Source organism: Microscilla marina ATCC 23134 (assembly GCF_000169175.1).
GTDB lineage: Bacteria > Bacteroidota > Bacteroidia > Cytophagales > Microscillaceae > Microscilla > Microscilla marina.
Window position 1 is genome coordinate 66,210 of sequence record NZ_AAWS01000031.1, and the last position, 24,505, is coordinate 90,714.

At 41.0% G+C, this 24,505-nt stretch carries 14 protein-coding genes and 1 pseudogene; 6 read left to right on the forward strand and 9 right to left on the reverse strand.

Going from position 1 to position 24,505, the window contains the following annotated elements; translation table 11 throughout:
- Positions 1–57: 57 nt before the first annotated feature.
- Both M23134_RS24135 and M23134_RS24140 read right to left on the reverse strand, forming a co-directional pair.
- Positions 58–5,772, reverse strand: coding sequence for a hypothetical protein (locus tag M23134_RS24135; protein ID WP_002700463.1), 5,715 nt, complete (start codon positions 5,770–5,772; stop codon positions 58–60).
- A 383-nt stretch (positions 5,773–6,155) separates the two neighbouring features.
- A complete protein-coding gene (locus M23134_RS24140) occupies positions 6,156–6,710 on the reverse strand; it encodes a hypothetical protein (RefSeq protein ID WP_002700464.1) in 555 nt (184 codons plus the stop codon).
- A 138-nt stretch (positions 6,711–6,848) separates the two neighbouring features.
- Here M23134_RS24140 and M23134_RS24145 point away from each other — a divergent pair, with 138 nt between their 5' ends.
- The 6 genes from M23134_RS24145 to M23134_RS24170 all read left to right on the forward strand — a co-directional run bounded on the left by M23134_RS24145 (position 6,849) and on the right by M23134_RS24170 (position 13,576).
- A complete protein-coding gene (locus M23134_RS24145) occupies positions 6,849–7,676 on the forward strand; it encodes a helix-turn-helix domain-containing protein (protein WP_002700465.1) in 828 nt (275 codons plus the stop codon).
- 331 nt (positions 7,677–8,007) lie between these two features.
- On the forward strand, positions 8,008–8,886 hold the full coding sequence (locus tag M23134_RS24150) for an AraC family transcriptional regulator (RefSeq protein WP_002700467.1): 879 nt from the start codon (positions 8,008–8,010) through the stop codon (positions 8,884–8,886).
- 95 nt (positions 8,887–8,981) lie between these two features.
- Entirely contained in the window at positions 8,982–9,887 is a 906-nt protein-coding gene (locus M23134_RS24155; RefSeq protein ID WP_002700469.1) for a sterol desaturase family protein, read from the forward strand.
- A gap of 171 nt (positions 9,888–10,058) precedes the next feature.
- Positions 10,059–10,742: a hypothetical protein gene (locus M23134_RS24160; protein ID WP_002700472.1), complete on the forward strand. Its 684-nt coding sequence runs from the start codon at positions 10,059–10,061 to the stop codon at positions 10,740–10,742.
- A gap of 317 nt (positions 10,743–11,059) precedes the next feature.
- A complete protein-coding gene (locus M23134_RS24165) occupies positions 11,060–13,168 on the forward strand; it encodes a tetratricopeptide repeat protein (RefSeq protein ID WP_082226670.1) in 2,109 nt (702 codons plus the stop codon).
- A gap of 66 nt (positions 13,169–13,234) precedes the next feature.
- Positions 13,235–13,576 (forward strand): hypothetical protein, encoded by a 342-nt coding sequence (locus M23134_RS24170; protein ID WP_002700477.1) that lies wholly within the window; start codon positions 13,235–13,237, stop codon positions 13,574–13,576.
- Positions 13,577–13,709: 133 nt separating this feature from the next.
- Here M23134_RS24170 and M23134_RS24175 read toward each other — a convergent pair whose 3' ends face one another.
- From M23134_RS24175 to M23134_RS24200, 7 genes and pseudogenes are all read right to left on the reverse strand, one after another.
- A complete protein-coding gene (locus M23134_RS24175) occupies positions 13,710–14,516 on the reverse strand; it encodes an IS982 family transposase (protein WP_002700478.1) in 807 nt (268 codons plus the stop codon).
- Positions 14,517–14,594: 78 nt separating this feature from the next.
- A pseudogene (locus M23134_RS42855) lies at positions 14,595–14,887 on the reverse strand (IS1634 family transposase); the annotation flags it as partial.
- 122 nt (positions 14,888–15,009) lie between these two features.
- The gene (locus M23134_RS24180; protein ID WP_002700480.1) at positions 15,010–17,298 is read right to left on the reverse strand and encodes a fibronectin type III domain-containing protein; all 2,289 of its coding nucleotides are present in this window, start codon (positions 17,296–17,298) and stop codon (positions 15,010–15,012) included.
- Positions 17,299–17,302: 4 nt separating this feature from the next.
- The gene (locus tag M23134_RS24185; protein WP_002700483.1) at positions 17,303–19,207 is read right to left on the reverse strand and encodes a T9SS type A sorting domain-containing protein; all 1,905 of its coding nucleotides are present in this window, start codon (positions 19,205–19,207) and stop codon (positions 17,303–17,305) included.
- 194 nt (positions 19,208–19,401) lie between these two features.
- The gene (locus M23134_RS24190) at positions 19,402–21,351 is read right to left on the reverse strand and encodes a hypothetical protein (protein ID WP_045114238.1); all 1,950 of its coding nucleotides are present in this window, start codon (positions 21,349–21,351) and stop codon (positions 19,402–19,404) included.
- A 358-nt stretch (positions 21,352–21,709) separates the two neighbouring features.
- Positions 21,710–23,563 (reverse strand): OmpA family protein, encoded by a 1,854-nt coding sequence (locus tag M23134_RS24195; protein ID WP_157558623.1) that lies wholly within the window; start codon positions 23,561–23,563, stop codon positions 21,710–21,712.
- A 229-nt stretch (positions 23,564–23,792) separates the two neighbouring features.
- On the reverse strand, positions 23,793–24,281 hold the full coding sequence (locus M23134_RS24200) for an MOSC domain-containing protein (protein WP_198145085.1): 489 nt from the start codon (positions 24,279–24,281) through the stop codon (positions 23,793–23,795).
- Positions 24,282–24,505: the final 224 nt, after the last annotated feature.

Sequence of the window (24,505 nt, forward strand, 5' to 3'; positions counted from 1 at the left end):
GGGGAACTCCCACAGGTTTTTTGTGTGTATTGTGTTTTTTGCCAACGTGTGCTTTTGTTATTCTTTGGTGTTGGTGCTTCTTTGTTCCAGTTGCATTACTGACCTATGAAAGGCAATGAACTCCTGAAAACTGGCGAAGTTAAATACGAAGCCATTCAAATTTATATTTAAAGTTGCATTATTGGCAAACGATGAACGATTCACGTTAGAAATACTGTTCTTGAGTTGATTAAACGAGTCTTGTCTGGTTATGAACATCATCATGAGAGTCATTTGGTTCCTTGATTGGTTTGGCATCTGATTGGACTGTTGAACCAATTGTGAATTATTTTGGGAACCCTGCCCTTGTTGGTTAAAGAGACTGCCAAAAATATCATCATTGGAGTTGTTTTGTTGCCTCAAGCGGGCTAACAAGTTTTGCACAATATTTGGGGCGAGGTGTCCTAGATTAAATTGCCCCCTGTTAGACTGTCCTTGGTTATGTAATGTCACTTGACTATTATTGCGGTTAAGTGATGGAATGTTTTGTTGTGATTGTAAATGTTTGTTCAGCACTTGGCTCGAATGCTGTCGGTTACGGTTTAAAAACCTCATAGCCATGAGGGTTGACATCGACATCGGGTTGAGCAAGTTGGTCGAACCCTGATTGGGATTGATATTAGGTGATTTAGACTCTCTGGGCAAAAACAGTAAAAATTGGGGAGAGATAGATTGTTTTGATTGCTTATGATACCCTTCTTTGTCTTTTTGCCATTCTTCAAACTTTTTAGCGTGGTCTACTTTAGTATTCTCTAGCGTTTCGCCTTTAGGTTGGGCTTGGTCTTGCTTTTTGTGCCAGTCGTCCAAAGCATCAATTGTAGCTTCTTGGAGCCATTCATTTACCAACTTGACAAACCCAGTTTCATCTTCATTTTCTTTTTGTTGCAAATTCTCCCATATCCTAAACCTATGCAGGTTGTTGGGATCTTTGCTGAGGAGTTTTTGCATTTTGCTTTTAAAACGGTGTGCCTTATTTTTTCGTTTTTCACTGTATAGCTTGATAGCCTCCTCAGTGTATTTACCCAGCAAATTTACTTTTGTAGCCATGCGCAAAAACTCATTAATATCTTCTTCTAAACCTTCCCATTCCTTTTTATTTTCTTTGAGTAAAGATTGATTGTTTGAGTTCAGTAAGTCATCTTTTTGGGGCGAAAATGTTTTTTCGAGTTTAAGATAACTTTGATTAGTATCAATGTTTAACATATTGTTGGTTGGCTCTTCATCATTCAATTCATTCTCATCTTTGATCTCTGTTTCTATATCTATGTTTGTGTTATTCTTGTTAAGCCCCATAGGAGCTACCTTGTCTTGTTTGAGACGATTCCAAACTGCTTGGTAAAACAACTCCTTTAGCGAGTCTTCCAGTTCGCTGAGTACCCCTTCAGCGGCTTCATTCACTGTATTTTCAGGGCTACTTTCGTTTTGCAAGGAGTTTTCATTATTCTTATTTTTTTCATATTCTTTGGTTTGTTCTTTAAAAATCTCCCGTAACTTTAGGTACTTTTCTGACAAGTGCTCGTTTTCGTTTTTATTTGAATCTTTATCCTTTTTTTCGTCTACTTCCCAATCGCGCACCCCCGTTTTTTTGGCTTCTTCTTCGTTAGGTTTGTAGGCAGGTTTATTTCCTTCGAGCAAATCTTTTCCTCCCAGCTGTAGAGTCTTGTCCACTTTCCAAGAGCCAAACCCTTTATTGTCTTTATTACCTTGATCATACTCAGCAAGTAGTTTTCCTTCTCCCAGGTTCCACTTACCAAAGGTGTAAGAATAAAAAGGAAAGCGCATGCCCAATAGTTTAAACAATAACCTGCCTCCTAGCTCTAGGTTTACATCAAACCCGGTGTCAAAGTACATCTCCAAGTTTTTATCTAGTTCAAGCTTTTTGTTGTGGGCACTATAAGCTACTCCAAAGTTCAGCATAACTTTAGCGTGTGTATCTATACCCAATGCGGCAAATAGCTCACCTGCTACCGACGCCAGGTAGCCCTGACCAATTTCAGCCCCCAAGTGGGCATCCAGTTTAAGCAAAGCCTGGAGATCGGCTTCTCCCTCTATCTGAAAGCTTGTTTTTTGTTTGTTTGAAGCACCTTTGTTGTAAGTAGCGGCCAGCCTGGCCAAGAGCGACATGTCCAGGCTTACCTCAATGCCTCCGTAAATGCTGGCAGCCCCAGCGGCGGCAGGAATGGGCACGTTTATATCTATGGCAAACAAGTCTAAGCTCTTTTTGATGTGTCCCCCCAGATAAGCCTTGGGGTCTTCCTGTCTTTCGTCATCGTCATTGCCAAAGTCTACCTCCAGCACAAAGCCCATTAGCTCTCCCCTAAACTTCTGGAAGGTGAGGTCATGCGTGTCATAAGTAAAACCTTTGGGCGAAATCGTCACCCCAGAAAGTTTGGCACTTGCCTTTACCTTGGCCATTTTTTGGATTGTTTGTACTATTTGATTACCTCCAAACAGTTTTTCCAGACTTTTATTATTGTTCTGGTTGTAGTTATCCAGGCTCAAAAGAATACTTTTTGCAGTGAGTGCCTGTTGGTTTAAGTCCAGGTTTACCCCATTAAAGTTTACCCCAATGCCAGCGGCTTTAGCCGCCAAACCATCTACCGACACAGTCCATGGATTTTGGGGTGAGTTTTGCCCATCGTATTTCAGTTTTGCGCCTTGTGCCGAAAACTCAACCCCTTGTACTTTGGAGGAGATGCTGCTTTTAAGGAGCAAATAGGCTCCCTTGTTGCTGTCTATGGCTACTTTTGCCTGACCTGCGTCCAGTACCAATAAGTTATTGAGAATATGTATAGGTTTATTGACATCTAAAGACAGTGCACCCACAAAGTGATGGCTACCTCCCGATTTTTCGGCAATGAGCTCAAGGTTTCCGTTTATTTGTCCTCCGCCTACTGTCAACATAGCCCCTATTTGGGCTTTGCCCTGCCAGCTGGCAGTGGAGTTTCGGCTGTTGTAGTTAAAGTCTAGCTTGCCCCCTGCTTTTTGGAGTGGGCCTTTTGGTTTGGCGCTTGCATCGGCTTGTAGAGTGAGCATCCACGCATTGGTCTTGCTGTCAAATGATCCACCTACTTTTAGACTGTCTACCGTCAATACTCCGGGTACAATGTCAAAAGCTTGTCCGCTATTAGCCTCTAACTCTCCCTTATATTTGCCGTTGCCAAGTGCTATGGAGGCAGTAAAGTTGACCGCATCTCCTTCACCAGGGATGATGACCTTTCCGGTGATTTTGTTCACCTTCAAATACCACCCCCCCTTATTACCTGCGTAGCCCAGAGTAGCATTGGTGGCGTTTACTTCTAACACCGAGGTATCCAGGTTTACCCCTCCTGCTATCTCACCTGAAATTCCTTTTTTGCTAATGCTAAATGCGGCCTCGTTGAGGTTTACGCCCAAGGTGCCCGGAATCAGTTCTATGCCTATGCCCCCTTTAGCCTTTAGGGTAAATTTTCCTTTGTTGAAATTTCCTTTTTGGTTTAACCCAAACTCAATCATTCCGGTGACATCTTCACCCCCAATATGGGCCGAAGCCTCAGTCTTGAAGGTAAAGCCTGTTTGTCTATCCCATTCTGCCGATACTTCATTCAGGTTAAGGTCACCATCTTTGCCAAAAAATACATCCTTGAGCACCAAGCTCATTTTGTTTATTCCATTATTATTAATGGCTATCTTTTCTACTGATGCTTCTCCTATGCCAAATGCACCTTCGAAATTAAGGTCTTCTGAAATTTTAATACGCCCATTGTTTTTGTAAACAAAGCCTTGTTTCCAGTCAATGGCGGCTTCATGCGTATTAGAGGTAAAGAGTTCCTTACCAAAAAGCTTGAAACCCATGCCAAACCCTATGGCAAGCCCGCCTTTCTCTACCATTTTGTTTTGGTTTTTACTATGCTCTTCCCACTTGGCTAGGTTTATACGTTGAATGTCGAGCCAAAAAGCCGTATCTTTTGGTCCTTTGCCATGTGTATGCAACAAGGAAGAAATCTGTTTGTTATTTTCTTTGCTTTCGCTTTCTTTTTTAGGTTGCGATTGTTGTTGACCCAGCAAGGCTATGCCAGTTCCTACGGCAGCAGTGAGTAAGCCTCCTCCCGCCAGGTAGTGCGCATTTTTGGAGCCCAACACGCCCAGGGTGCCCGCAAGCATCGACAGTCCAATGGCACCTGTTCCCGACAAAGCAGTCATTTTTCCTACGGTTTTTTTGTTAAGGTTTTCTAGTTTAAGGTTTTCAAAACTCAGATCCTCTACCAACCATGCACCCAAAGAACTTGCCTCTATACCAAACTTTTGTTGCACTTGTTCCCAGGCTTTGTCGTAAGCTGTTTGCGTATTCAGATTAGCTAGCGGGTTGTTGTTTTCTTTTTCATTGTCGGTTTTAGATTCAGACTTGCTTTTGGTTTTTGACTTGCTATACGTTTGATCCTCGAAGTGACTGTTCTGGAAGTTCAGGTTTTTACTTGAGTTAGTATTGGGTTCATTCTCGTTAGTCTCTGTGTTAAAAAATTGTAAGGCAAACTCTATGCATTTGATTGCTTTATTTACCTTTTCCGCAAAAGGAGTGAGCATAGTCATGGCACGATCCAGGGCGGTATTGCTGGGAGTCAGACCTTTTTTGTTGCTTTCATTATTTTCTTTGTTGTTGCCAGTGGCGATTTCCTCTAGCCCCAGTTTTTGATTAAACTTTTTCTGTGACAAATTCCCTCCGTAAAACCACCTCAGGCTGTAGTAAAAAAAGTCACTCACAATATACTCTAGTAACACCACTGCTACAGGGTGGTCTTTTTGAATATTGGCTGCTCTATTGTAGGCGCCTGTCAGCTTACTTACATATTTTGTCCATTGTGTCAGGGTTTTTATTATTTCCTGATGGCTTTGAATCATCGCCATCATACCTTGCAGTTTTGCCAACACATTGCATTCTTTTAGCGCAAATACCAATAACTCGTCTACTCCATTTGCCAGCCCTACTACACCCAAGTATTGTTTAGAAAGTTGAGCAATGATTTGTTTGCCTAGTTCACCCTTGTTAGCTCCTCGCATCAGGTCAAAGGTAGCAAACTGCATGACTTGCCCTGCACTATGGGCTTCCATGAGTTGTTGGTATTTGCCTGTAGACAATAAGTGGGGCGTTTGTGCTTGTTTGCCCCACCGTTGGGCTTCTTCTTCTAATAGAGGGTCGTTGTTGAGTACCTTGCCCAAACCCGGCAACGTGGCGTTGGGTTGTACCTTGCCTAAGCGTTGCTGGGCAATGTGGGCGGCTTCTTCGGGTAGTTTGTGGTGGGCTTGGGGTCCCAGGTGAATTTCTTGACCGTTTTTGGCCAATGCCTGGGCTCCATACTGGGCAGGTTCGGCAGAATTTTCTTTAACAATGGTTCCTTCCAGGCTTACCCCACTCAGGTGTTCCAGGTTGTGAGCCAATGTAGTGGGTAGTTCGCTTTTGTGTGGTTTGTCATAGGCGCGCCTACGTTCAATGGGGCGCTGTTTTGCTTTGAAAGGTGAGTATTTTGCTTTGATGGGTTGTTGTGTTGTTTTGATAGGTCCCAGCTTTCTTTGTGTGGTGGCGTAAGCAGAGGTTTCGCCAGAGGGAGGAGGAGACGAGGTTTGTTCCTGTGTGTTTCCGTCGGCATATTGCCAAATAGGGGATTGATTTTTACTTTTAGGCTGGCTTTGCTTTTTGGGTAAGGCTTGTTGGTTTTGATTCTGAGATTCAGACTCAGGATTGATTTTTTCCTGCATTGTTGAAAGATTTGTGTTCTTTAAAGAACCGTTTACACTATAAAACTGGGTAAGTTTTTTCTTTACTTACTTATGTACTATTTTTATTTACAATGCAAATACTGCACTTTTATTTTGTTTTTTATGATTTTTTGTAATTATAGAATGGTTTTTTGCGGTTAATCGTAATAAAATAAGGAAGAAGCAGGTGAGATAGGTGATTTGAAGAAGTTTTTAGGTAACCAAAAACAGGGAGGTTGTGGTAGCATTTGGAGAAGAGTTTTCACCTGTTCAAACGTTTTTGAGCTGATTGCTGGCTATAAAGTTCAGTAATTAGTCACAATTAAGCCTGCTTTGAGTTTATTTGGTAGTCTTGTAAGATTTATTCTAAAGCCGCAAATTTTTCACTTTTTCACCTTCAGCATCACCACTACTATAAACATACCCATGACGGGCATCAAAATAAGCATACCACTCAACAACCACTTGGCAAGCCACTCGCCCAGCATAAAATCGAACCACTTCATGTATAAAGTAAGCACCAAAGCGTTGACATACAGCACTATAGCCCCAGGGCAAAAAGCTTTGTTCCAGTTTTCTTCGTGAAACAAAATAATAATCATCAACACGCTCATAGCAAAGCCATACAACCAGGCGTCCAGGGTAAGGTTTCCCGAAAAACCAATCTTGGGGGCTACCAGCAAAAAACTATTACGCAATGTAGTTACATTAAAAGCCATAATTAACAATAAGACCAACCCCTTGGTAGCATTTGCCGTGAAAACATCCTCTAGTGGAATGTCGGCTTTAGTAGGGTTTACTTTTTTTGCCGAAGCCTTGGGTTTTTCCGTTTTCGTTTGCCGAGTGGTGGTTTTCCGTTGCCGGGTCTGGCTACTGGTTTTAGTCGTTTTTTTTTGTTGGTTGGTTTTTACTTTAGGAGCTTGTTGGGTAGTTATCATGGCTTTTGTCGTTAAAGTTGGTTCAAACACAAGGTTTTAAGTCAATAGGCTTGCTAAAATTATAAACATTAGCTAATTTTGTTAGCAAATATAGATCAAATAAGCGATAAATGCCAACTAAGTTAACATAATTGTGACATGTTTTTTAGCAAAAATTTAAGATACATCCGCGAAGAAAAATACAAAATTACTCAAGGGGCTTTAGCCGAAATTTTAGGAGTATCACGCAGCGCATTGAGCGCCTATGAAGATGGCAGGGCAGAGCCCCGGATACTGTTGCTCATTAAAATAGCTCAATACTTTGCAGTGAGCATCGACGAAATGGTCAATGTCAATTTTGCCGAAGCAGAACAAGCCTACGTTACCCGTATCGAACAATTGAACAAGTACATTACTGCCCATCAGATAAAAATAAACCGGGTGCAAACCGAACATAGCACACCAAAAGATTACCTGGAGCTAGTGCCCCAAAAAGCCACTGCGGGCTATACTCAAGGTTTTGCCAATCCCGAATACCTCAATACCTTGCCAAAGTACAAAATCCCCTTTTTGTCTAAGGGCAAAATTTACCGGGCTTTCGAGATTGACGGTGACTCTATGTTGCCGCTTCAATCGGGCGCTATAGTAATAGGAGAAAAGATCGCCAATTGGGACGACCTCACCAGTGGCCAAACCTGTGTGGTAGTGTCTAAACATGAAGGCATTGTACTCAAAAAAGTATACAAACGTCTTTTTGACTATGGCAAACTCTTGCTTAAGTCAGAAAACATCAGTTATCGCCCTTATGAAATAGAGGCCACCGAAATACTAGAGCTTTGGAAGTTTGTAGCCCACATTAGCCACTGTTTCCCTACCGATGCCCCCGACATAGAAGATATCAAGTTTGCCTTTGACCGTATCGAATTCCAACTCAATCAGACCCGCCTGAATCTCTTGGGGCAGGCAAGTAACGAATTGAAAGAGTAGTAGGAAATTGCTACATTGTTTTGTTGTGGTACGGTTTTATGGTGCGCAAAATGGTGCTATGCTGTCTGGAGGATTAAAATAGAAAATTACCGATTCGAGTCACCATTTTAATCCTCCAGTACTCTAATTTTGAGCTAACAAGCTCATCATCTTCTGAAAATGAATTGGTAGTCACCTGTGAACCGAATCTACAGCTTGCTATGATGAGGTCAAGAGTATACCTAGTGGAGGCTATGCCAACATTTCGCTTGCGAGTCACCAACCACCCACTCTAAAAAAACTGTCCATTTTTAACTACCCATCACTTGCTGTCAAGCCCTATCTTTGTTCTATGAAAAATGACTTACACATTGAACGGCTTCGTAGTTTATTAAATTTGCTCGAAAATAACTTTACCAAGCCGCTGTCTTCTTCAGAGGTAGCAGCGGCTACTTTTTATTCTTACCGTAACATCAATCGCATTTTTCGGGCAGTTTTTCACAAATCTATTGGTCGCTATATCAAAGAGCTATTGTTGCAAGAAGCCGCCCGACGGTTGGCATATTCTGACAAAGCCATTACTGACATCGCCTTTGAACTCAACTACAGCGACTTACAGGCTTTTAACAAAGCTTTTAGACGTGAGTTCGACTGTTCCCCTTCTCAATTTAGACAACAAGAAAAAAAAGACATGAAAGCTTGGATCAATACCAAATTACCTGAAGAAATCAAAGAGTTAGACCGCCTAACATACAGCATAGAGTCTTTACCTCCTACCCGTATACTCTACCTTACCCACTATGGGAACTATAATTCACAAGGCATCAACGATTGTTGGGATGCTTTGCTAGAGTATGCCTACCAACAAAAGCTGCTCAAGGAAGATACCCATTATTTGGGCGAGCTCATGGATGACGACGAGATAGTAAAAGATGAAAACTGCCGTTACAATGCAGCCATTACTTTGCCCCAAGAAGCAGTGTTTGAACCCACAGGTTTTTTTAATACCAAAACCATCGAGTCTGGGCAATATGTGTGTGTCACGCACCAAGGCGATAGGAACAAGTTAGACACTGTTTATGAGCAAATATTTTTGCATTGGATTGTCAAAAACGAGTTTGAAATTGTCGATAAGCCTTTTTTAGAGTTTTACCTCAACGACGAAACCGATACGGCTACCAAGGATTTACTTACAGAAATTTATGTGCCTGTAGCTAGTAGCAAGCTTTAAGCGACAAGCCGCAAGTCAAGTGTAACTTGTCGTTTAAAGCATTGGCATCTAAGGACTTGCCCTTGTAGAGACTCTCAACTAAAAACTATCATTAAATGAAACAAATCATCACGCAATTAGAGCAAAATACCAATACCCTCATCGCCGCATTCTTGTTGTTTTCGGTGGGGCTTGCACTTATAGAGTTTGTTTGGGAGTTGTACACCCGCAAAATAGACCGCCAACGACTCAAAGAAATGGGTGCCAGTGTATGGGTTTTCCTGTTCAGTTTTTTGACCGAAAAAATAGGCAATGTGTTGTTTTTTGCCAGTTTTTTTTGGTTGGCAAATCTTATCACTTGGCAACTGCCCGTAAACAGTTTTACTGTAATAGCCACCTTATTATTTGTCGATTTATTGTATTATTGGGAGCACCGCCTAGAGCACGAAGTAAGGCTTTTGTGGGGCTATCATTCTATTCATCATAGCTCACCTATTTACAATTACACCACTGCTTTGCGGGTATCATTTTTCGACAATTTCGTTACCTGGGTTTTTTACTTGCCTGCGGTTTTGCTGGGTTTTCACCCTGTGGTGATATTGCTTGCCATTGGGGTTATGCTCATGTATCAGTTTTGGTTACACACCGAGTTGATAGGTAAAATGGGGTGGTTTGGGAAAGTTTTCAATACTCCTTCGCACCATCGGGTGCACCACGGTTCCGACGAAATGTACCTGGACAAAAACTATGGAGGCATTTTAATTATCTGGGACAAGTTATTTGGTACCTTCCAGCCTGAGATCAAAAAGCCTACTTATGGGCTTACTGAACAAATTAATACTACCCACCCAGTAAAAGTACATTTGTATGAGTTTAACCAAATACTAAAAGACGTACGTAAAGCCAGCAACGTCAAAGAGGCAAAGGCGTACCTTTGGAACAAGCCAGGGTGGGCGCCTAGCAAGGAGGCTGGTCAAGTTGATGATACATTAGAAAAAGCAAAAAGTACAAGGCAACACTGAGCAATGGTTGGCAAATGTAGGGTAAAGGTCATTGATTGATTAGGAGTTAAATTCTTTTGTTTATCACTAAATAGTGCAATCAGGGAAGGGTATTAATTTAAATTGTTGGATAAGTAGTTTTTATTGCACTATTTTGTGCTTCTGATGATTTTCAACTAAAATAAGTAATCAATGCTTACCCGCGAACAACACCTGGAGTTTTGTAAGTTTTGTACAAAGCGTAAGTTTGATATGAACAAAGGAGTGATCTGTAGTCTCACCAATGATATTGCAAGGTTTGAAGTAACCTGCCCCGACTATGAGAATGACCCTAGCGTAGTAGCCATTTTAGACGACGACGTGACGCACACCACACAGGAGATCAAAGAACGTACTCCAGAAGAAACATTTGAATTGCTCAAACAAGAACAAAACTTCTTGATGGGGCTATTGGCTGGTTTTGGTGCCTCCTTGTTAGGAGCGGCATTGTGGGCAACAATTGTAGCTTTTACAGGCATAAACTTTGGTTTAATGGCTTTGCTAGTAGGGGCAATGGTAGGTTTTGCTGTGCAAAAAGCAGGCAAGGGTTTAGGTATAAAATTTGGAATTGCGGGTGCTGTATTGGCCGCATTTGGGTGTTTTACAGGCAATATTTTAGGCATATTTGCTTATATGGCGTATCAACTTGACACAAACCTGTTTTCTTTGCTATCCAAAGTACCCATTAGTTTTGTATTGAAAATCTATTTTAATGAAATAGGGCCTATTAGTATTATTTTGTACATCATAGCTATTGTAGAAGGTTATAAGCTTGCCTTCAGAAAAGTGACAGACAAAACTATTCATAATTTAAGCCATCACCACCCACATAATTAATTCTTATAGGTGTTTTGAGCCTTGGTACAATGACTACTATTGTTGAGTAGACTTTTGTTCAGGTTCAAAGCTTCTTTGTTTTAGTCTCCTTGGTAATTTACCAACTCCAGTCTCACTACAATTCAAATAGTTTCTTTTTTTAAGTTTAGTGTTTGCGCATAACACACCACTAACTCAAGACCTGTTTTTTTTAATGTCTTTTTACACTTTGTTCTTTTTTTGGTAAAAGACTTGTAGTTAATATTACATGGATCGGTTTTTCGTTAAAAATTTGTAATATTGTTGTGTGAAGTAATATCAGGTCTGGGTGCGACATTATGCCATTAAAAACTAAAATAACATTTCTTCTTCTTTTCTCTTTTTTGCTGGTGTTGCCTTTGCAGGCACAAAAAAAAGCAATAGACAGTCTGTTTAATCTACTGAACGACAAAAAAGTTGACACTTTTCAGGTAAACCTACTGGTAAAGTTAAGTGGTGCCTATACTTACGTAAATCCTGAAGAAGCTCGAAAGTATGCTGCTCAAGCCCTTGAGATGGCAAAAAAAATAAAATACCCAAAAGGCATTGCCAATGCCTATAGCAGTACTGGGGTGGTGCACAGCGAACAAGGCAACCCCGAAGAGGCAATCAAAAACTACTTAGAAGGTTTGAAAATAGCTGAAAGCATTCAAAATCAACGAGTTGTAGCCAAGATATCGCTCAATATGGGCAATGTATATAGTCGCCTGGGTGACATTATGAAGGCTAAAGAATACGCGCAAAGAGCACTTGCTATTTACCAAAAACTAGAAGACCAAAACCGCATTGCCACTTCTTATAACAATCTGGGGGCTATTTATCAAAGTATGGGTAACATAGACTCGGCAGTGTTGGTATACAAAACCGCCCAAAAAGTTTTTGAAAAAAACAACAACCAGTATGGGGTAGCTTCAGCGTTGGCAAACCTGGGCATTATTTACGAGAGCATTGGCGACATATCGGAGGCCCTCAAGTACCAGGAAGCTGTGGTAGAAATTGAGCAAAAAATGGGCAATAAAAATGGAGTGGCTTTTTCTTCTATTAGTATTGGGAATACCTACCTCAAAGTAAAAAAATACGCGAAAGCAAAAGCCTACTTCAACAAAGCCCTTGTATTGTCAAGAGAAATAGGGTCTTTTGAACTTTTGCGTGACAGCTACTTAAGTTTGTATGGTTATTATCGGGCACAAGAAGATTTTGAACAAGCCCTGGACTACTACCAATTATATGTAAATTATAAAGACAGCATATTTAACAAAAACAAAAGTAAGCAAATTGCCCAAATGCAAACGGTGTATGAAACCGACAAAGGTAAAAAAGACCTGGAAATAGAGAAAACCAAAAACCAGGCACAGAAAGAAGAGCTACGCCGTAAAGGCATTCAAAACACTGCCTTGATTGTAGGTATTTTGCTGATTGTGGGGGTGGTAATGTACCTGTATCGGAACAATTTGCGCAAGCAAAAAACCAACAAAATACTAGAAGAACAAAAACGCCTGATAGAAGACAAAAACGTAAGAATTACTGATAGTATCAACTATGCCCGCAGAATACAAAGCGCTGTGTTGCCACTGCACGAAGAAATCAGCAAATCTATTCCTGAATATTTTATTCTTTGGAAACCTCGCGACATTGTAAGTGGCGATTTTTACTGGTTTGCCAAAACCCAACCCAAACCAATATATGAGGAAAAAATGACCTTTGACGGAGTACACCGGGTATTTAAAGGGGTAAAGGGAGAAAAAATTATATTGGCTGCAGTAGACTGTACCGGGCATGGGGTACCAGGGGCTTTTATGAGTATGATTGGGAGTCGGTTGCTCAATGAAATTGTAAATGAACAGGGAGTGACCGAAGCAGACGAAATTTTAAACTTGTTGCATGATATGGTGAGGGTTGCCCTGAAACAAGACGAAACCCAAACCCACGATGGAATGGACATGTCGCTGGTGGTGATAGATAAAGACAAGCACATAATGCAGTTTGCGGGTGCCAAAAATCCCCTATATATGGTGCAAGTACCCAGAATAGAAGGAGAGAAATGGCACGACTCCAGTAGCGGAAAACCTGAAGACTCAGGGCTGGCTTTGCAAACCGTAAAGGGAGATATTATGTCTATTGGTGGATTCCAGATTTTTGACGAAATTAAGTTTAAGAAAACAATTATAAATATCTCACCCAAAAAATTTGAAAGTACTACTTTTTATATGTTTTCTGATGGCTTTCAAGACCAGTTTGGAGGCATCAAAGGTAAAAAGTTTATGGTTAAGCGGTTTAGAAAACTGTTGTTTGAAATTCATAACAAACCCATCGACCGACAAAAACAATTGCTGGAAGAAACACTGAACGACTGGATGGATGGGCAAGCTCAGGTAGACGATATTTTAGTGATGGGGATACGTTTGTAGCTCATGGATTTTTTTATCATTATACTTAACATAATAAACAAATTATAAAACAAGCTCAATAATTCTATGGATAAAAAAGAACTGCAAAGAATGTTGCAACAAAATTTTGCGCAAGCCAAACAACCCAAAGTATCAGTGCAAAGCGAGTGGCAAGCCAAAATAGGGGAGTGGCAGCAAATAATACAACAAACCACCGAAGAAGATATAGAAGTAACGCAACAAAAAATATTAGAGAGCATACAGGCATTTATTACTACCCGTTTGCTGGAGGTGGTCAATAAAAATACTTTTCAACTAAAGGAAGGGGCCATTTATCAACAATATTACACCGATTTGGAAGCTTTAAAAACCAAGTTGGCTACCTGCACTACATTGACAGAGTTAACAAGGGTATTAGAGGGTAATTAAAAGTATCCACAAGGTCTAGGTTCGTCTTATTGCATACATAATAGCGCAATGAAAAAAGAATGTCTATTTATTTAATGTCAATGAATTTATATTTTGACTATCAACAACTTATTTAATTAATTCAAGTTGCGGCTTATGCTACCACCCTTTTCAGGGTATAAGCAAAAAAGAATAAAAATATTTTCAGCAAAAACCCCTCTGGTGTTACCGCATGAATTTTCAGGGGGAAAAATGCTGTTATTTCACTAAAAGTAGTCTCAACTCGCTTTCTTAGCTGTTTTTTTATAAATGCTAAGGCAGGCGAATCTTTCCTTTTGGAATTTGATTTCCGTTCTATAAAGAGTTGTATATCCTCACATTCTTTATAGAAATCTTCTAATCCATAATCTACATATAGTTGGCTCCCTTCTGGCAAGTCGATATGCATTGCCTGGAAGGCAGTAATATCTGCAAATGAACCTGCACTAATAAAATAGTCCACAGGAATCCCTTCTTTTGTAGTAATTACCTGTACTTTGAAGCCATAGAAATATTCACGTTTGGACGCACTCTTTCCTCGATAAATCTCTTGTTTCAAAATTTTATTTCTGGGAATGCGAATATTGCGGCATCCCCTCACTGGAAAACTATCTATAAGATACACACTTTCAGTATTAAGCCTCTTTAGGGTGTTTCCTAAGCCTATAAATATAGCGTTTAACTGAGTGGACAGACCGTGCAAACGTCTATTGAAACCCGATTTATCAATCATATTAACACCCTGATGGTCTTTCATATAGTTCATCGCTTTTTGATGATTTCCACTAAAATAGCGTCCAGCAACTAAAGCTGTTGTCATAAGCTCCGCATCAGTTATTTTTTTAAGATGATTTTCTTTACGACCGATTTTTTTTAGAAAATCATCGATAAAGCAATATATTGCAATTGTATAGTCTGTCATCGTCAGTATTCAATTTTGGTTTTGTCACCTTTAAATTAATACTATTTTGGCAGACTTACTTATATCTCGCAACTTGGGTTAATTAAGTAAACAGTATTTTTTTGCTTCCTGACTCAATACTCTAATAATATTTGTACGCGTCTCATTTATATTAAAAACGAGCATAGGCTGTTCTTGATCAATCCACAAGCAATGAATGGCTCTAATAGAATTCAAAAATCCATTTATTTCCTGGTGGGTCTCTGAGTTTCTTTGTTGGTTTGATCAAGAACAACTCTCTCTAGCCCTACATAAACCCTGAGCGACAGTGCCATAAGTATAGCCCCCAACCTGTCTGACTTTTTTACAAAGAAACTATCAGCAAGAAAAGCTTACTGGTTTAAGAATATGTTTAAATTTTGTCTTCGGAGTTAAAAATGATGAATTTTTCGTTGGCATTGTTTAAGGCTTATTTTGTGAATAAATAAGGGGTCGCATTGGTTGATAGTGTTATCTAAAAACTTGCAATGACCAACTTGCTAAACTTAGACACTGCCCCACCTTTAAAATTTGCCTGAATACGGTATTTGTAGCTGCGGTTTCGTTCCACTTTCTTATCTGTCCAAGTACGCAACTCCCCTTTGATGGTAGTATATAGTTTTAACCCGCTTAACTCCTCCCCTTTGTAGATGGTAAAGCTTTCTGGGGTGGTTGAGTAGTCATACTTCCAGCGCAAAGTTACTTCTACAGGGGCGCTACTGGTGCTGGCCCTCAACTTTTTGACTTCACCCCTGATCCCTTTATCTATTTTACGTCCTGTTACTGGTTTGGCAGGCGGAGACTCCAAATTACTGGAATCAATAGCAATGACAGTATATTGGTAGTCTACCCCAACCTCAAGCGATTTGTCTGTATACTTCATGGTATGTCCAGGCAATTGTGTACCAGTGTCTGCTTGTGTTTTCGGGAGTGTTGGTGCCATAAACGCCTTGATTAATACCCACTCGTTGGCTTTGCCCCGTTGCTGGCGGTAAAGTGCATGACGGGCTACATCAATACTGCTACTGGCTTGCCAGGCAATATGTACACCTGTATCGGCACTTACAACCTGAGTAAATACTGGAGGAACTGGTGGCACTACATCTGGCCGACGAAGTACCGCCACTGCAGAGAATTCTGAAGGGTTTACATACTCGTCTACAGCTTGTACTTTGTAAAGCACCTGGCTGGTAAGTGATTTTACTGTTACTGAGTCAATAAATACGGTATCGTTTACCATTACCTTGGTTATTTGTGAAAATTCTTCTCCAGCATAGTTTGCCCGGTATACCCGATACCCTTCTACGTCATCATCAATAGAAGGCTTCCAGTTTAAAATTACCTTTCCAGCACTATCAATTACTCCAGTTACCAACGTAGGTGGTTGAGGAGCAGTAGTATCAGGCTGTTGTACCAAAAAAGGATAAGTATATTTTATATTGGTGGTGGCAGGGGTGGTGGGTTCATTATTTTTCTTTCCTCCCAACGACGAAACCGTTTTAGTTGTCCCACCCAAGGGCTTTTTACTGACAATGCCCAATCTATAGTAAGCCACCCCACTGATTGCAAGATCGGTAAAATCCCGAGTGTTGGTTGGCAAAGTTTTTTGAGCGTGTAATACTTTATAAGGTGCACCACTAGCTCTTCGGGATTTTTCTACCACAAATCCTACAATGTCTTTTTGTTTATCTACCGGGAATGTCCAGCTAAGTTTTACGCTTCCATTGGTTTGTAAAGTAGGTTGGGTAAGTTTGGGGAGGGGGAGGTTATTTGCCCAACCTTGTCCGGCAATAGTTTCTGAGGGTGGGCCAAGTTCTCCAAAAGACGTAAGCCCGCGTACCCTGTAATGATAAGTTTGTTCATTGTTGGGCAGAGAATCAATGCGATATAAAAAACGACTTTGAATACCTACCTCTTCCTGTAGCACGTTTCCAATAGGTGCTTTGGTTGTTTTTTGGTAAGTTTTTCCTCCATCAGCAGACCTTTCTACCCAGTAAGCCACATAAAATCGCTCGTGATACCAACGGTTCCAGGTAAGCATGACTGTGCGATTACCAAAAGTAGCACTAAATTCAATAGGTTTGGGCAGTGCCTCATAATCATCTACACCAGTATACACATACCCTGTATCTACTCTATAGTTAACAGTGGCAGGTAATTTAATAAATATTTTATATAAATATTTTTCTCCTTTTTTTACTTTGGTATCTGTCCAGGCAAGCCCGCTGGCTTCAGCTACTTTAGGGGCATGGTCGCTTGCCATCAATGCGTAAGCAAAACGCATGTCTTGTTCTTTCACCCGATTAATTATTTTCTTTAACTCTGTGTTCTTTTTACCATTGGTAGTGAGCCCAAAACCTTCGCCATAAAGTGCCTGAGCTGCTACCAATGCATAATTTTCTTTTGCTTTGCCCATACTATTTGCTACTTTTTCCCAGGCATTCAGCGGCAATGGTTTAAATTCAGCCTTGCTGGTCGCAATTTTCTGAGGTTTAGACAGTATTTGCCCATTCTTAAACACCAGGTATTTTTCTAGTTGATAGCCGTATTGATTGCCATATTGCCAGGCCACTGGGCGATTGGGTGCCCAACGCAGTTTTACCTGAGTTTGAATGGCGCGTGCCTGTACCTTTACGGCAGGTTTGCCAATGACAGTATCACGCAATACCTGAGCAGTAGCTTGACTAAAAGCAAACAGCCCAACAAAAAAAGTAAAGATCAGACGCCGTGTGGTGCGCTGATGTTTTTGGGTGAAGTTCTTCATTGTTTTATCTTTGAATTGCCAGTTTAATGATCGCTTGTTTTTGTCCTGTGGTAATTTGCAAAAAATAAATGCCTGTAGGCAAATATTGCGGGAGTTCTAATGCTACTTTGTGTTGTTTATCTACAAATATAGCAGAATACTGGGTGCGTCCTGATAAATCTATCAAGGCGAGTTGTAACCTCCTGCCAATATTCTGAGGCAACTCTAGTGTGCAGCTGCCTGCATTGGGAACTGGGTATACTTTTACTCCTTTCAGCTTTGGCATATTCGCTATACTGGTGACTTCTACCTCAAAAGCATTGCTCAATACCTCACAACCATTGCCAAAGCCAACACTTAGCGTATAGGTACCTGGTGCACGAGGAATGTAAGCAGCGTTGGTGGCGCCTGTTAAAGGAAGGTCATTGTAAAACCATTGATATGTTTTTGCCCCAGGAACATTTACACTTAGTTCAGTGCCAGATTGACTAATCAACGGAGTAGCTATTTGAGTAATGGTCACAGGTGCTGAGGTACGGCTGCACCCTTCTTCAGTAACAGTCACCTGATAAGTTCCTGCTTGATTAATTAACACATTGGTGTTGTTACTCCCAATATTTTGCCCGTTCCGCTGCCATTGATAGCTTATCCCTGTATTTCCTGTAGTTGCCTGCAAGGTAAGGGTACCATTTACACAAAGCTCACGTATTCCATCTTCAATCACAGCGGTGGGGTATACATAACGAATGGTGATACTTGAATGAGTACCCTCATACAAGGAATCGATACTGGTGACATAAATCGTGCGATTTGCCTGAATATTTTGAGCCCTTAAATCAGTGCCTTCGCCAATTGGGGTAGTAACTCCGGGAGTAGGTATTTGGTCATAAAACCTGAACTGGGTACCACCAGTAGGGGTCAGGGTGGTTTCACCTGCTGGTCCACATACTTTCAAGTCTGCCGGAAGGGTAGGAGCAGGACTGGCATGGTAAGCTTTGAACCTGTTGGTAGCGGTTTGTACCCTATTTTGTAAGTTGGTTAGGCTAGTACCAGCTACAATAGCAAAAGCCACAATACTGGTTTTGCCAGGCGCCAACGTAATCAAGCGAGCGCCTACAGTATGTGCCACATCATTTCCATTGCCATTTGCACCTGCCTGAGTACGCTCCAGGTTACTAGCCATACTTTGGTACTTTTCTGCTTTGCTAAAACCATCTCCAATGTTGATACTGCCAGCAGTACCATCTTGGTCGAAAGCATAGTATTGAGGAGTTTGAGCCGTAAGCAAAGCAATGCCCACATGGTTGCCTGATCCCCCCGATTCATATACATAACCCAGTTGATTGCTTGAGTCCCAGTTTGCCCTGTTTTCGGTCATTGTTCCTAGATTCCAATCAGCAAAAATGCCTAACGACAGTTGCTTAATTGTATCACTTGTTGTGTTTTTGAGGCGATATTCCACAATGACAAAACCCTCATCTGCGCCAGTGTTCCACCCATACAGTTTTTGGGTAACCTGTATGCCCAATGGGTTGGTTACACCTCCGGCTTCTTTGTATAGCGCCACATATTCTTTAAAGCCTCCTGCGGTATTACCCGCCCCGATATTGCCCTGAAGGGCAAAGTCGGTATTACGGTTAGTAGTACTGGTTTTTACTACGTCTGATACCTTAGTTGTGGATACGCCCAACATCAAACCGGCTTCGTTGCGATTAGTCGTAGTATTTTTGAGCAAATCGTTGCCATTGTATACAAAGCCCAGTTGCCCAGCAGTACCATCATCGATTCCCCACCGTCCGGTACCATCCAGTGTTACTAATACTTTGCTATTGGGTAACTCCAGGTTTACAGTTTGGGCGGTAACTATTGAGAACGTACTCGTAATCCACCAGACAATGAGTAAGGTTATAATATTGTTGTATTGTTTCATTGTTATCGCTTATTGTTGAGAGTTTGACTCAAGTTTTTTAGTTTATATCGTAGCATTTCTTCATTAATAAGTACTGAGGCAGAATTAAATATACCTAATGAGTAGGTGTAACAGCCATATTATGAACGGGTTACCCTTACTTGTAGCTTATAGCTAATTACTTGCTGCTACTTATGTTGTTGTAATCCAACCATTCAGAAACTATAACTATACCCCAGCGTTCCGGTAAATTCGGCAAAGGCATCACGGTTAGTGTCAGTGGCATTGCGTCTTAGGGTAAGTACATTTAAGTTGATGCGGTGCTTTTTGAGCAAGGTGTACCCCCCGTTTAACCGGAAGTTGATAATGCTGCCGGTAAGGTTTTCTGCCAGGTAACTGTTGTTGAGCGAGGCAGCCAGTGATAGCCTTAACTTCTTTTTGAGCAAAGTTTTGCTCAAAGTAAGGGTAGGGCCCACCGTACGGGCAAGGGCTGCCTCAGCTTCATTTTGGCTGTAGTTCAACGACAATACAGTGGTAAAGCCGATTTTACTCCAGTTGAAATTGTAAGAAGTACTCGCATTGTAAAAAACAGTACCCAAACTGTTGTTGCCTCCCTCGCCACTGGCTACTTGTACATTGGCGTTGGCATTCCAAAATTGCCTATGTTCAGGGTGGTTGACTACCTGATAGTTAATGCTCACATTTGCATTCTGGGCAATTTGAGTGAAGTTGAGCGAGTCGCGCAAATTGTCAAAAGGAGTCAATTGATTGATCACCTCAAATTGATTTTGGACACGGGTAAAACTTTGAAAATTAGAATAAGAAAGACTCACATTGAGCTTGGGGTGAGGAATCATATTGACATTGACAGAGCCACTGGCACGACGTAGGGTACTCAGGTTTTGGTCGTTAAGGTTATTACGCTGACTTCCCAGGCTACCACTCACCGAAAACTTACCTTGCCATAGTTGGGTAGAAAAGTTAAGGGTGAGATTCTCAAAGTCGTTGTTAAAGAAATAAGCCCCGTGGGTGCGGTACTCAGGGTCGACCCGCTCGTAGCCTACTCCTATGGTAAAACTTGAGTGGTTGTAGTTGAGCTGACCTTTGTAAGCGTTGTAATAAGCTGTGTTGGTTTTGCGGGTAAAGAAACCATCAGTTACCAAAAATACCGTTTGGCGATTTTCATCTTTTGTGTTGGTGCGAACATCAGCTGTAATGGCACTGGTAGCAATTTCGGCATCTACAGAAAATTTCTTAAACAAGGTTTTGTTAATTCGGGCGCTGAGCACTACATTTTCTTCAGGAAACAGCCCCGTGCTATCTTCTAAGTTGGGCAGTGAATTCACCTGATCTTTTGCTCCAAACACAATCAACTCCAGCAAGTCTGTATTGTCAGAAAATGAGGCTGTTTTTGTAGGTTCTTTTGGGCTATTTGTGGGCGTCTTTAGCTCAGCCCTTGGTTCTCCGTCGCGGGTATATTTACTTCTAAGTGCCACTTTGGGACGGTGCTTATTGGGGCGAGGGTTGAAGTGAATGCCTACTTTGACTCCATAACCCATTCGCTGAAAAGCGCCTCCTTGCCCAGTACTGTCAGGCATTGTAGCCTTTTGAAAACGACCATACAAAGCAGTAGCACTGAATCGTCCTGGAGGCTTGGCTTCTATGCCGCCTCCCAAAAACAAATGCCCGCTCATGGTATAAGGCGACAGTGTCATGGTGTTGTAGCCAGCATAAAACTTAAGCCACTTATAAGTAGGTTGAATACCATATTGATTGAAGCTAACCGAGGGCAGTTGGTGGCTAAAGCTAAACTCTTGGTTGGTATAACTAAAGGTAAGCGGAACAGATACCGAAAACATAGAAAAGGTCAAGTTGCCGCTCAAAAAATAAGTATAAGGGTCACGTCGTGACTCTATGCCTGAAGCGCCATAAAAGATTTGGGTAGCAGATACTCCCCCACTTACTTTCAATTTGCGATCGTTGATGATAGATTCGGCCTCACTGATAGAGCGAGGAGGAGATACTTGGGCGTTTGCCTTCTGTGGCTTGCCCACCAGCATACAAGCAACAACTAGTGCTCCAATTGCCCATTGTTTAATACAGTTCGTTTGATTGAAGAAACCCGCTGCTTTGCACATAGCCAGCGGTTCTATGATTGTTTTCATAACTTGTTTAGATTCTTTTGCCTGATATAAAGTATGACTTAGATTATTAAGTGCATCTATTGCTGTACTATTGAAGAAAGATAGATTGTAAAACCGGATACTTTTTATGAGTTTGTCCAAGGTTTTGCTTCAAGTAGCTTCACCTTGTGTGCTCAATACTTATTGATTGATAGTAGTTTTTTTGAGTCCCAAAAAAACTACTATTTATATATACCTAATTGATAGGCATTGACCGGACATTTTTGGTAAAAAACTATGGGATAGGAAAGGTGACACAAGATCACTTTTTTTAGAAAACATCGAAAATTTAAAACTACGAAAAACTTACAATAGCTAAAAAACCATAGAAGTTATCATTTTATTTTGCTTTAAAATATAACGCTACCCGACGGTTTTTGGCAGCGCTTGCTCCCAGCGGTCGAGCCTCGCCAAATCCTTTGACCACGATTTGCCCAGATGGTATGCCCAAGTCAGTAAGAAAAGCCTTGACTGCTTTGGCGCGTTGCTCCGACAGCAACAGGTTAGATGTCCAGGTTCCTGAAGCATCGGTATGTGCTTCTACCCGAAGGTGCAAATCAGGGTGGTGCTGCATCAATTTGTATACAGTTTGTAAGTAAACGCGTGATTGAGCATCGAGAATGGTAGATTTATAAGCAAAGTAAAGGTGGGGCATTTTCAACTTTGCAAGTATGTTGGTTTGCCCTCCGTTTCTTTTAATAAAAGTGTTACTTTCATAAGGCTTAAACTCAGGGTAAGCCTTGGCAAGGTCACTTTCTGAGTGGATTTTGTGGCGAGGCTTTACAGTTTGATTACTTTCTTTATTTGCCCAGCGTTTACTCAGGTCTGCCTGACTGATTACTTCACCAGTGGCTGGATTGAAAAATAGTTTGTTTTGGGCTTTTTTCCAGTTTTTTTGAGCCACCACCAATGATTGGTCTTTGTTTTTGTTTCCGGTATTGCTTCCTGTATTTTTTGCTATCAGTGCCCCAGTTGCCTTTCCTATTTTGTGAAGCATCATTCGGTAGTCAGCACTTGTTTCACCTATCCTAAAGGTGTGTTCATTAGATTCATAACCTTTTGCTGTAGCTTTTATTTTATAATCATACCCAAAACGCAAGGCCAGGGTAAAGCCACCAGATTCGGTATCTGCTTTGAAAGCTTTCAACAGGTAAGGCTTTTCACCTGGCTCCAGCAAGTATAATTTTAATGTTGCCTGATCACCCAAAACATAGGTGTCTTTTCCGTCAGTGGTAGCCAACAAGTACCCTGTATTGTTCCTTATTTGTTGCAATTGTAGGCTTGCTGGCAGGGGGGTTACTTGAAAAACATCAGGAGTTTTTTTTCCTTGAGTATTATAATAGGCTTTAGTGCCTTTGCCCTCTCCGGTAACGGTCACAAACTGGTCAAAATCAGGACTGTTCAACTCGCTTATTTCGCCTATCTGCTCCCAGTCGGTTTGTTTTACATTGAGCACTGCCTTGTATAAGTCAAACCCTGTTGTGCCCCCTTCATGTACCGAGGAGTATACCAAGGTTACACCATCAGCTTGTATACGAGGACATTTTTCGCAGCCAGTATTAATGCTTTTAGGCAATTTTTCGGGCTTTTTCCAATTGCCTGTTTGAGGGTTTTTTAGGCTTACCCATAAATCATAGCAGGTTTTTTGTTGACGTTTTTTACCATTGGGACGGGCAAAATAAAGGGCGTCACCTTCGGGCGATATAGATGGAAAGTCTTCTGAAGCATTGGTGTTTACAGGGGCTCCTACGTTGATTGGTTTACCCCATTCTCCGTTTGTTCCTCTATAAGACACATACAAGTCACGTTTACCCAAGTTGCCAGCAAAGGTAGCGCAAAAATACAATGTGTTGCCGTCAGGACTGAGGCAGGGAGCAGCAATAAAATCGGTTTGAAATCCATTGCCCACTGAAGGCTTTTGCCCAAAATGATTAATAGATTTGATTGAACGAGGTTTTGACCATTTACCGTTAGTCTGGAGGCGTGCTTCATACAAATACCATATACGGTAACGATTATTATCAGATTGAAAAACCATGATTTTACCGTCGGCACTTAAAGAAGGAGCATATTCGGTGTATTTCTTTGTGTTCAGGTTTTTGTCTAAGGCTCGAATGCCTTTTGACTTTTGTGCCTGAAGCCAGCCAATACTACAAGTGATGAATAACAGAAAAGTTGATAAAGTCTTTTGCATATTTTGTATACGAGGTTCTTTGGTTTGTCTGACAGTATATACCAAATTTTGAAGACGGAAGTGGACATAATTTTCAAAAAATGTGGGTAAACTAAATGACTACCAGAGATTTTTCAGAAATAAAGTACATACATTTGCAAAAAATAGCTATCTGTAAATCAAGACACTTTTTTGCCCCTTCGAACGGTAAAAAAAGGTGTGATGAGTTTACTCTTTGACAAGTCATTGTCTAACTTTTTATCACTGTTGCCAAGACTTCTACCTCATCACCTATGTGTATCAAACCAGCCTGTATTACTTTCGCCGTAATGCCTCCGTGTCCCCGCATAGCATTATAGCCACCTTTGCCCAAGTTGGTTTCCATCCGTGAACAAGGCTGGCAAGTGCCAGTGGTTTCCAGTATTACTTCTCCAATTTTAAACTGCTTTTCTTTCAATGCCAGCAAGTTAATTCCCTGCACCACAATATTGCGCCTGGTAAGCTCAGGGTCTATAACATTTACTCCCATGAGAGAGGCTACTGTTTGTAAATGTTCTGCTTGAATAAGCGTGACTTGTCTTTTGTTAGAATAAGTACCAGCAAAATGATCACCCACAAGCCCTTTTGTCAGCGATACTTCCACCGATTTTACACTGGTAAGAGGTTGTTTTTTTTCTGGACGTAAACCTATCCACTGGACTACTCCTTTTTGAGCAAACTTGTTTATCAAATCACTCATGATTGAACTTTTAGACTGTTGTACCATGGTTATAAAATTAAAAACCAAGTAAGAAAGGGTTTTAATTTGGTAAAAACTAACAACTAATTAACAAGTAAAGGGGTACAAGTAATACAGTGTAAGTAATATTACTTATATAAAATGTAAAAATGCTAGGTTTTTTAGCCATTTTTTTTGTTAAACTTATTAAATTTACAAATGTAGTGTTTCATGAGGCTATGATT

Excerpts from the sequence above, each read along its gene's own strand:
- M23134_RS24135 (WP_002700463.1), bottom strand. The coding sequence starts at position 5,772 with ATGCAGGAAAAAATCAATCCTGAGTCTGAATCTCAGAATCAAAACCAA.
- M23134_RS24140 (WP_002700464.1), bottom strand. The coding sequence starts at position 6,710 with ATGATAACTACCCAACAAGCTCCTAAAGTAAAAACCAACCAACAAAAA.
- M23134_RS24145 (WP_002700465.1), top strand. The coding sequence starts at position 6,849 with ATGTTTTTTAGCAAAAATTTAAGATACATCCGCGAAGAAAAATACAAA.
- M23134_RS24150 (WP_002700467.1), top strand. The coding sequence starts at position 8,008 with ATGAAAAATGACTTACACATTGAACGGCTTCGTAGTTTATTAAATTTG.
- M23134_RS24155 (WP_002700469.1), top strand. The coding sequence starts at position 8,982 with ATGAAACAAATCATCACGCAATTAGAGCAAAATACCAATACCCTCATC.
- M23134_RS24160 (WP_002700472.1), top strand. The coding sequence starts at position 10,059 with ATGCTTACCCGCGAACAACACCTGGAGTTTTGTAAGTTTTGTACAAAG.
- M23134_RS24165 (WP_082226670.1), top strand. The coding sequence starts at position 11,060 with ATGCCATTAAAAACTAAAATAACATTTCTTCTTCTTTTCTCTTTTTTG.
- M23134_RS24170 (WP_002700477.1), top strand. The coding sequence starts at position 13,235 with ATGGATAAAAAAGAACTGCAAAGAATGTTGCAACAAAATTTTGCGCAA.
- M23134_RS24175 (WP_002700478.1), bottom strand. The coding sequence starts at position 14,516 with ATGACAGACTATACAATTGCAATATATTGCTTTATCGATGATTTTCTA.
- M23134_RS24180 (WP_002700480.1), bottom strand. The coding sequence starts at position 17,298 with ATGAAGAACTTCACCCAAAAACATCAGCGCACCACACGGCGTCTGATC.
- M23134_RS24185 (WP_002700483.1), bottom strand. The coding sequence starts at position 19,207 with ATGAAACAATACAACAATATTATAACCTTACTCATTGTCTGGTGGATT.
- M23134_RS24190 (WP_045114238.1), bottom strand. The coding sequence starts at position 21,351 with ATGAAAACAATCATAGAACCGCTGGCTATGTGCAAAGCAGCGGGTTTC.
- M23134_RS24195 (WP_157558623.1), bottom strand. The coding sequence starts at position 23,563 with ATGCAAAAGACTTTATCAACTTTTCTGTTATTCATCACTTGTAGTATT.
- M23134_RS24200 (WP_198145085.1), bottom strand. The coding sequence starts at position 24,281 with ATGAGTGATTTGATAAACAAGTTTGCTCAAAAAGGAGTAGTCCAGTGG.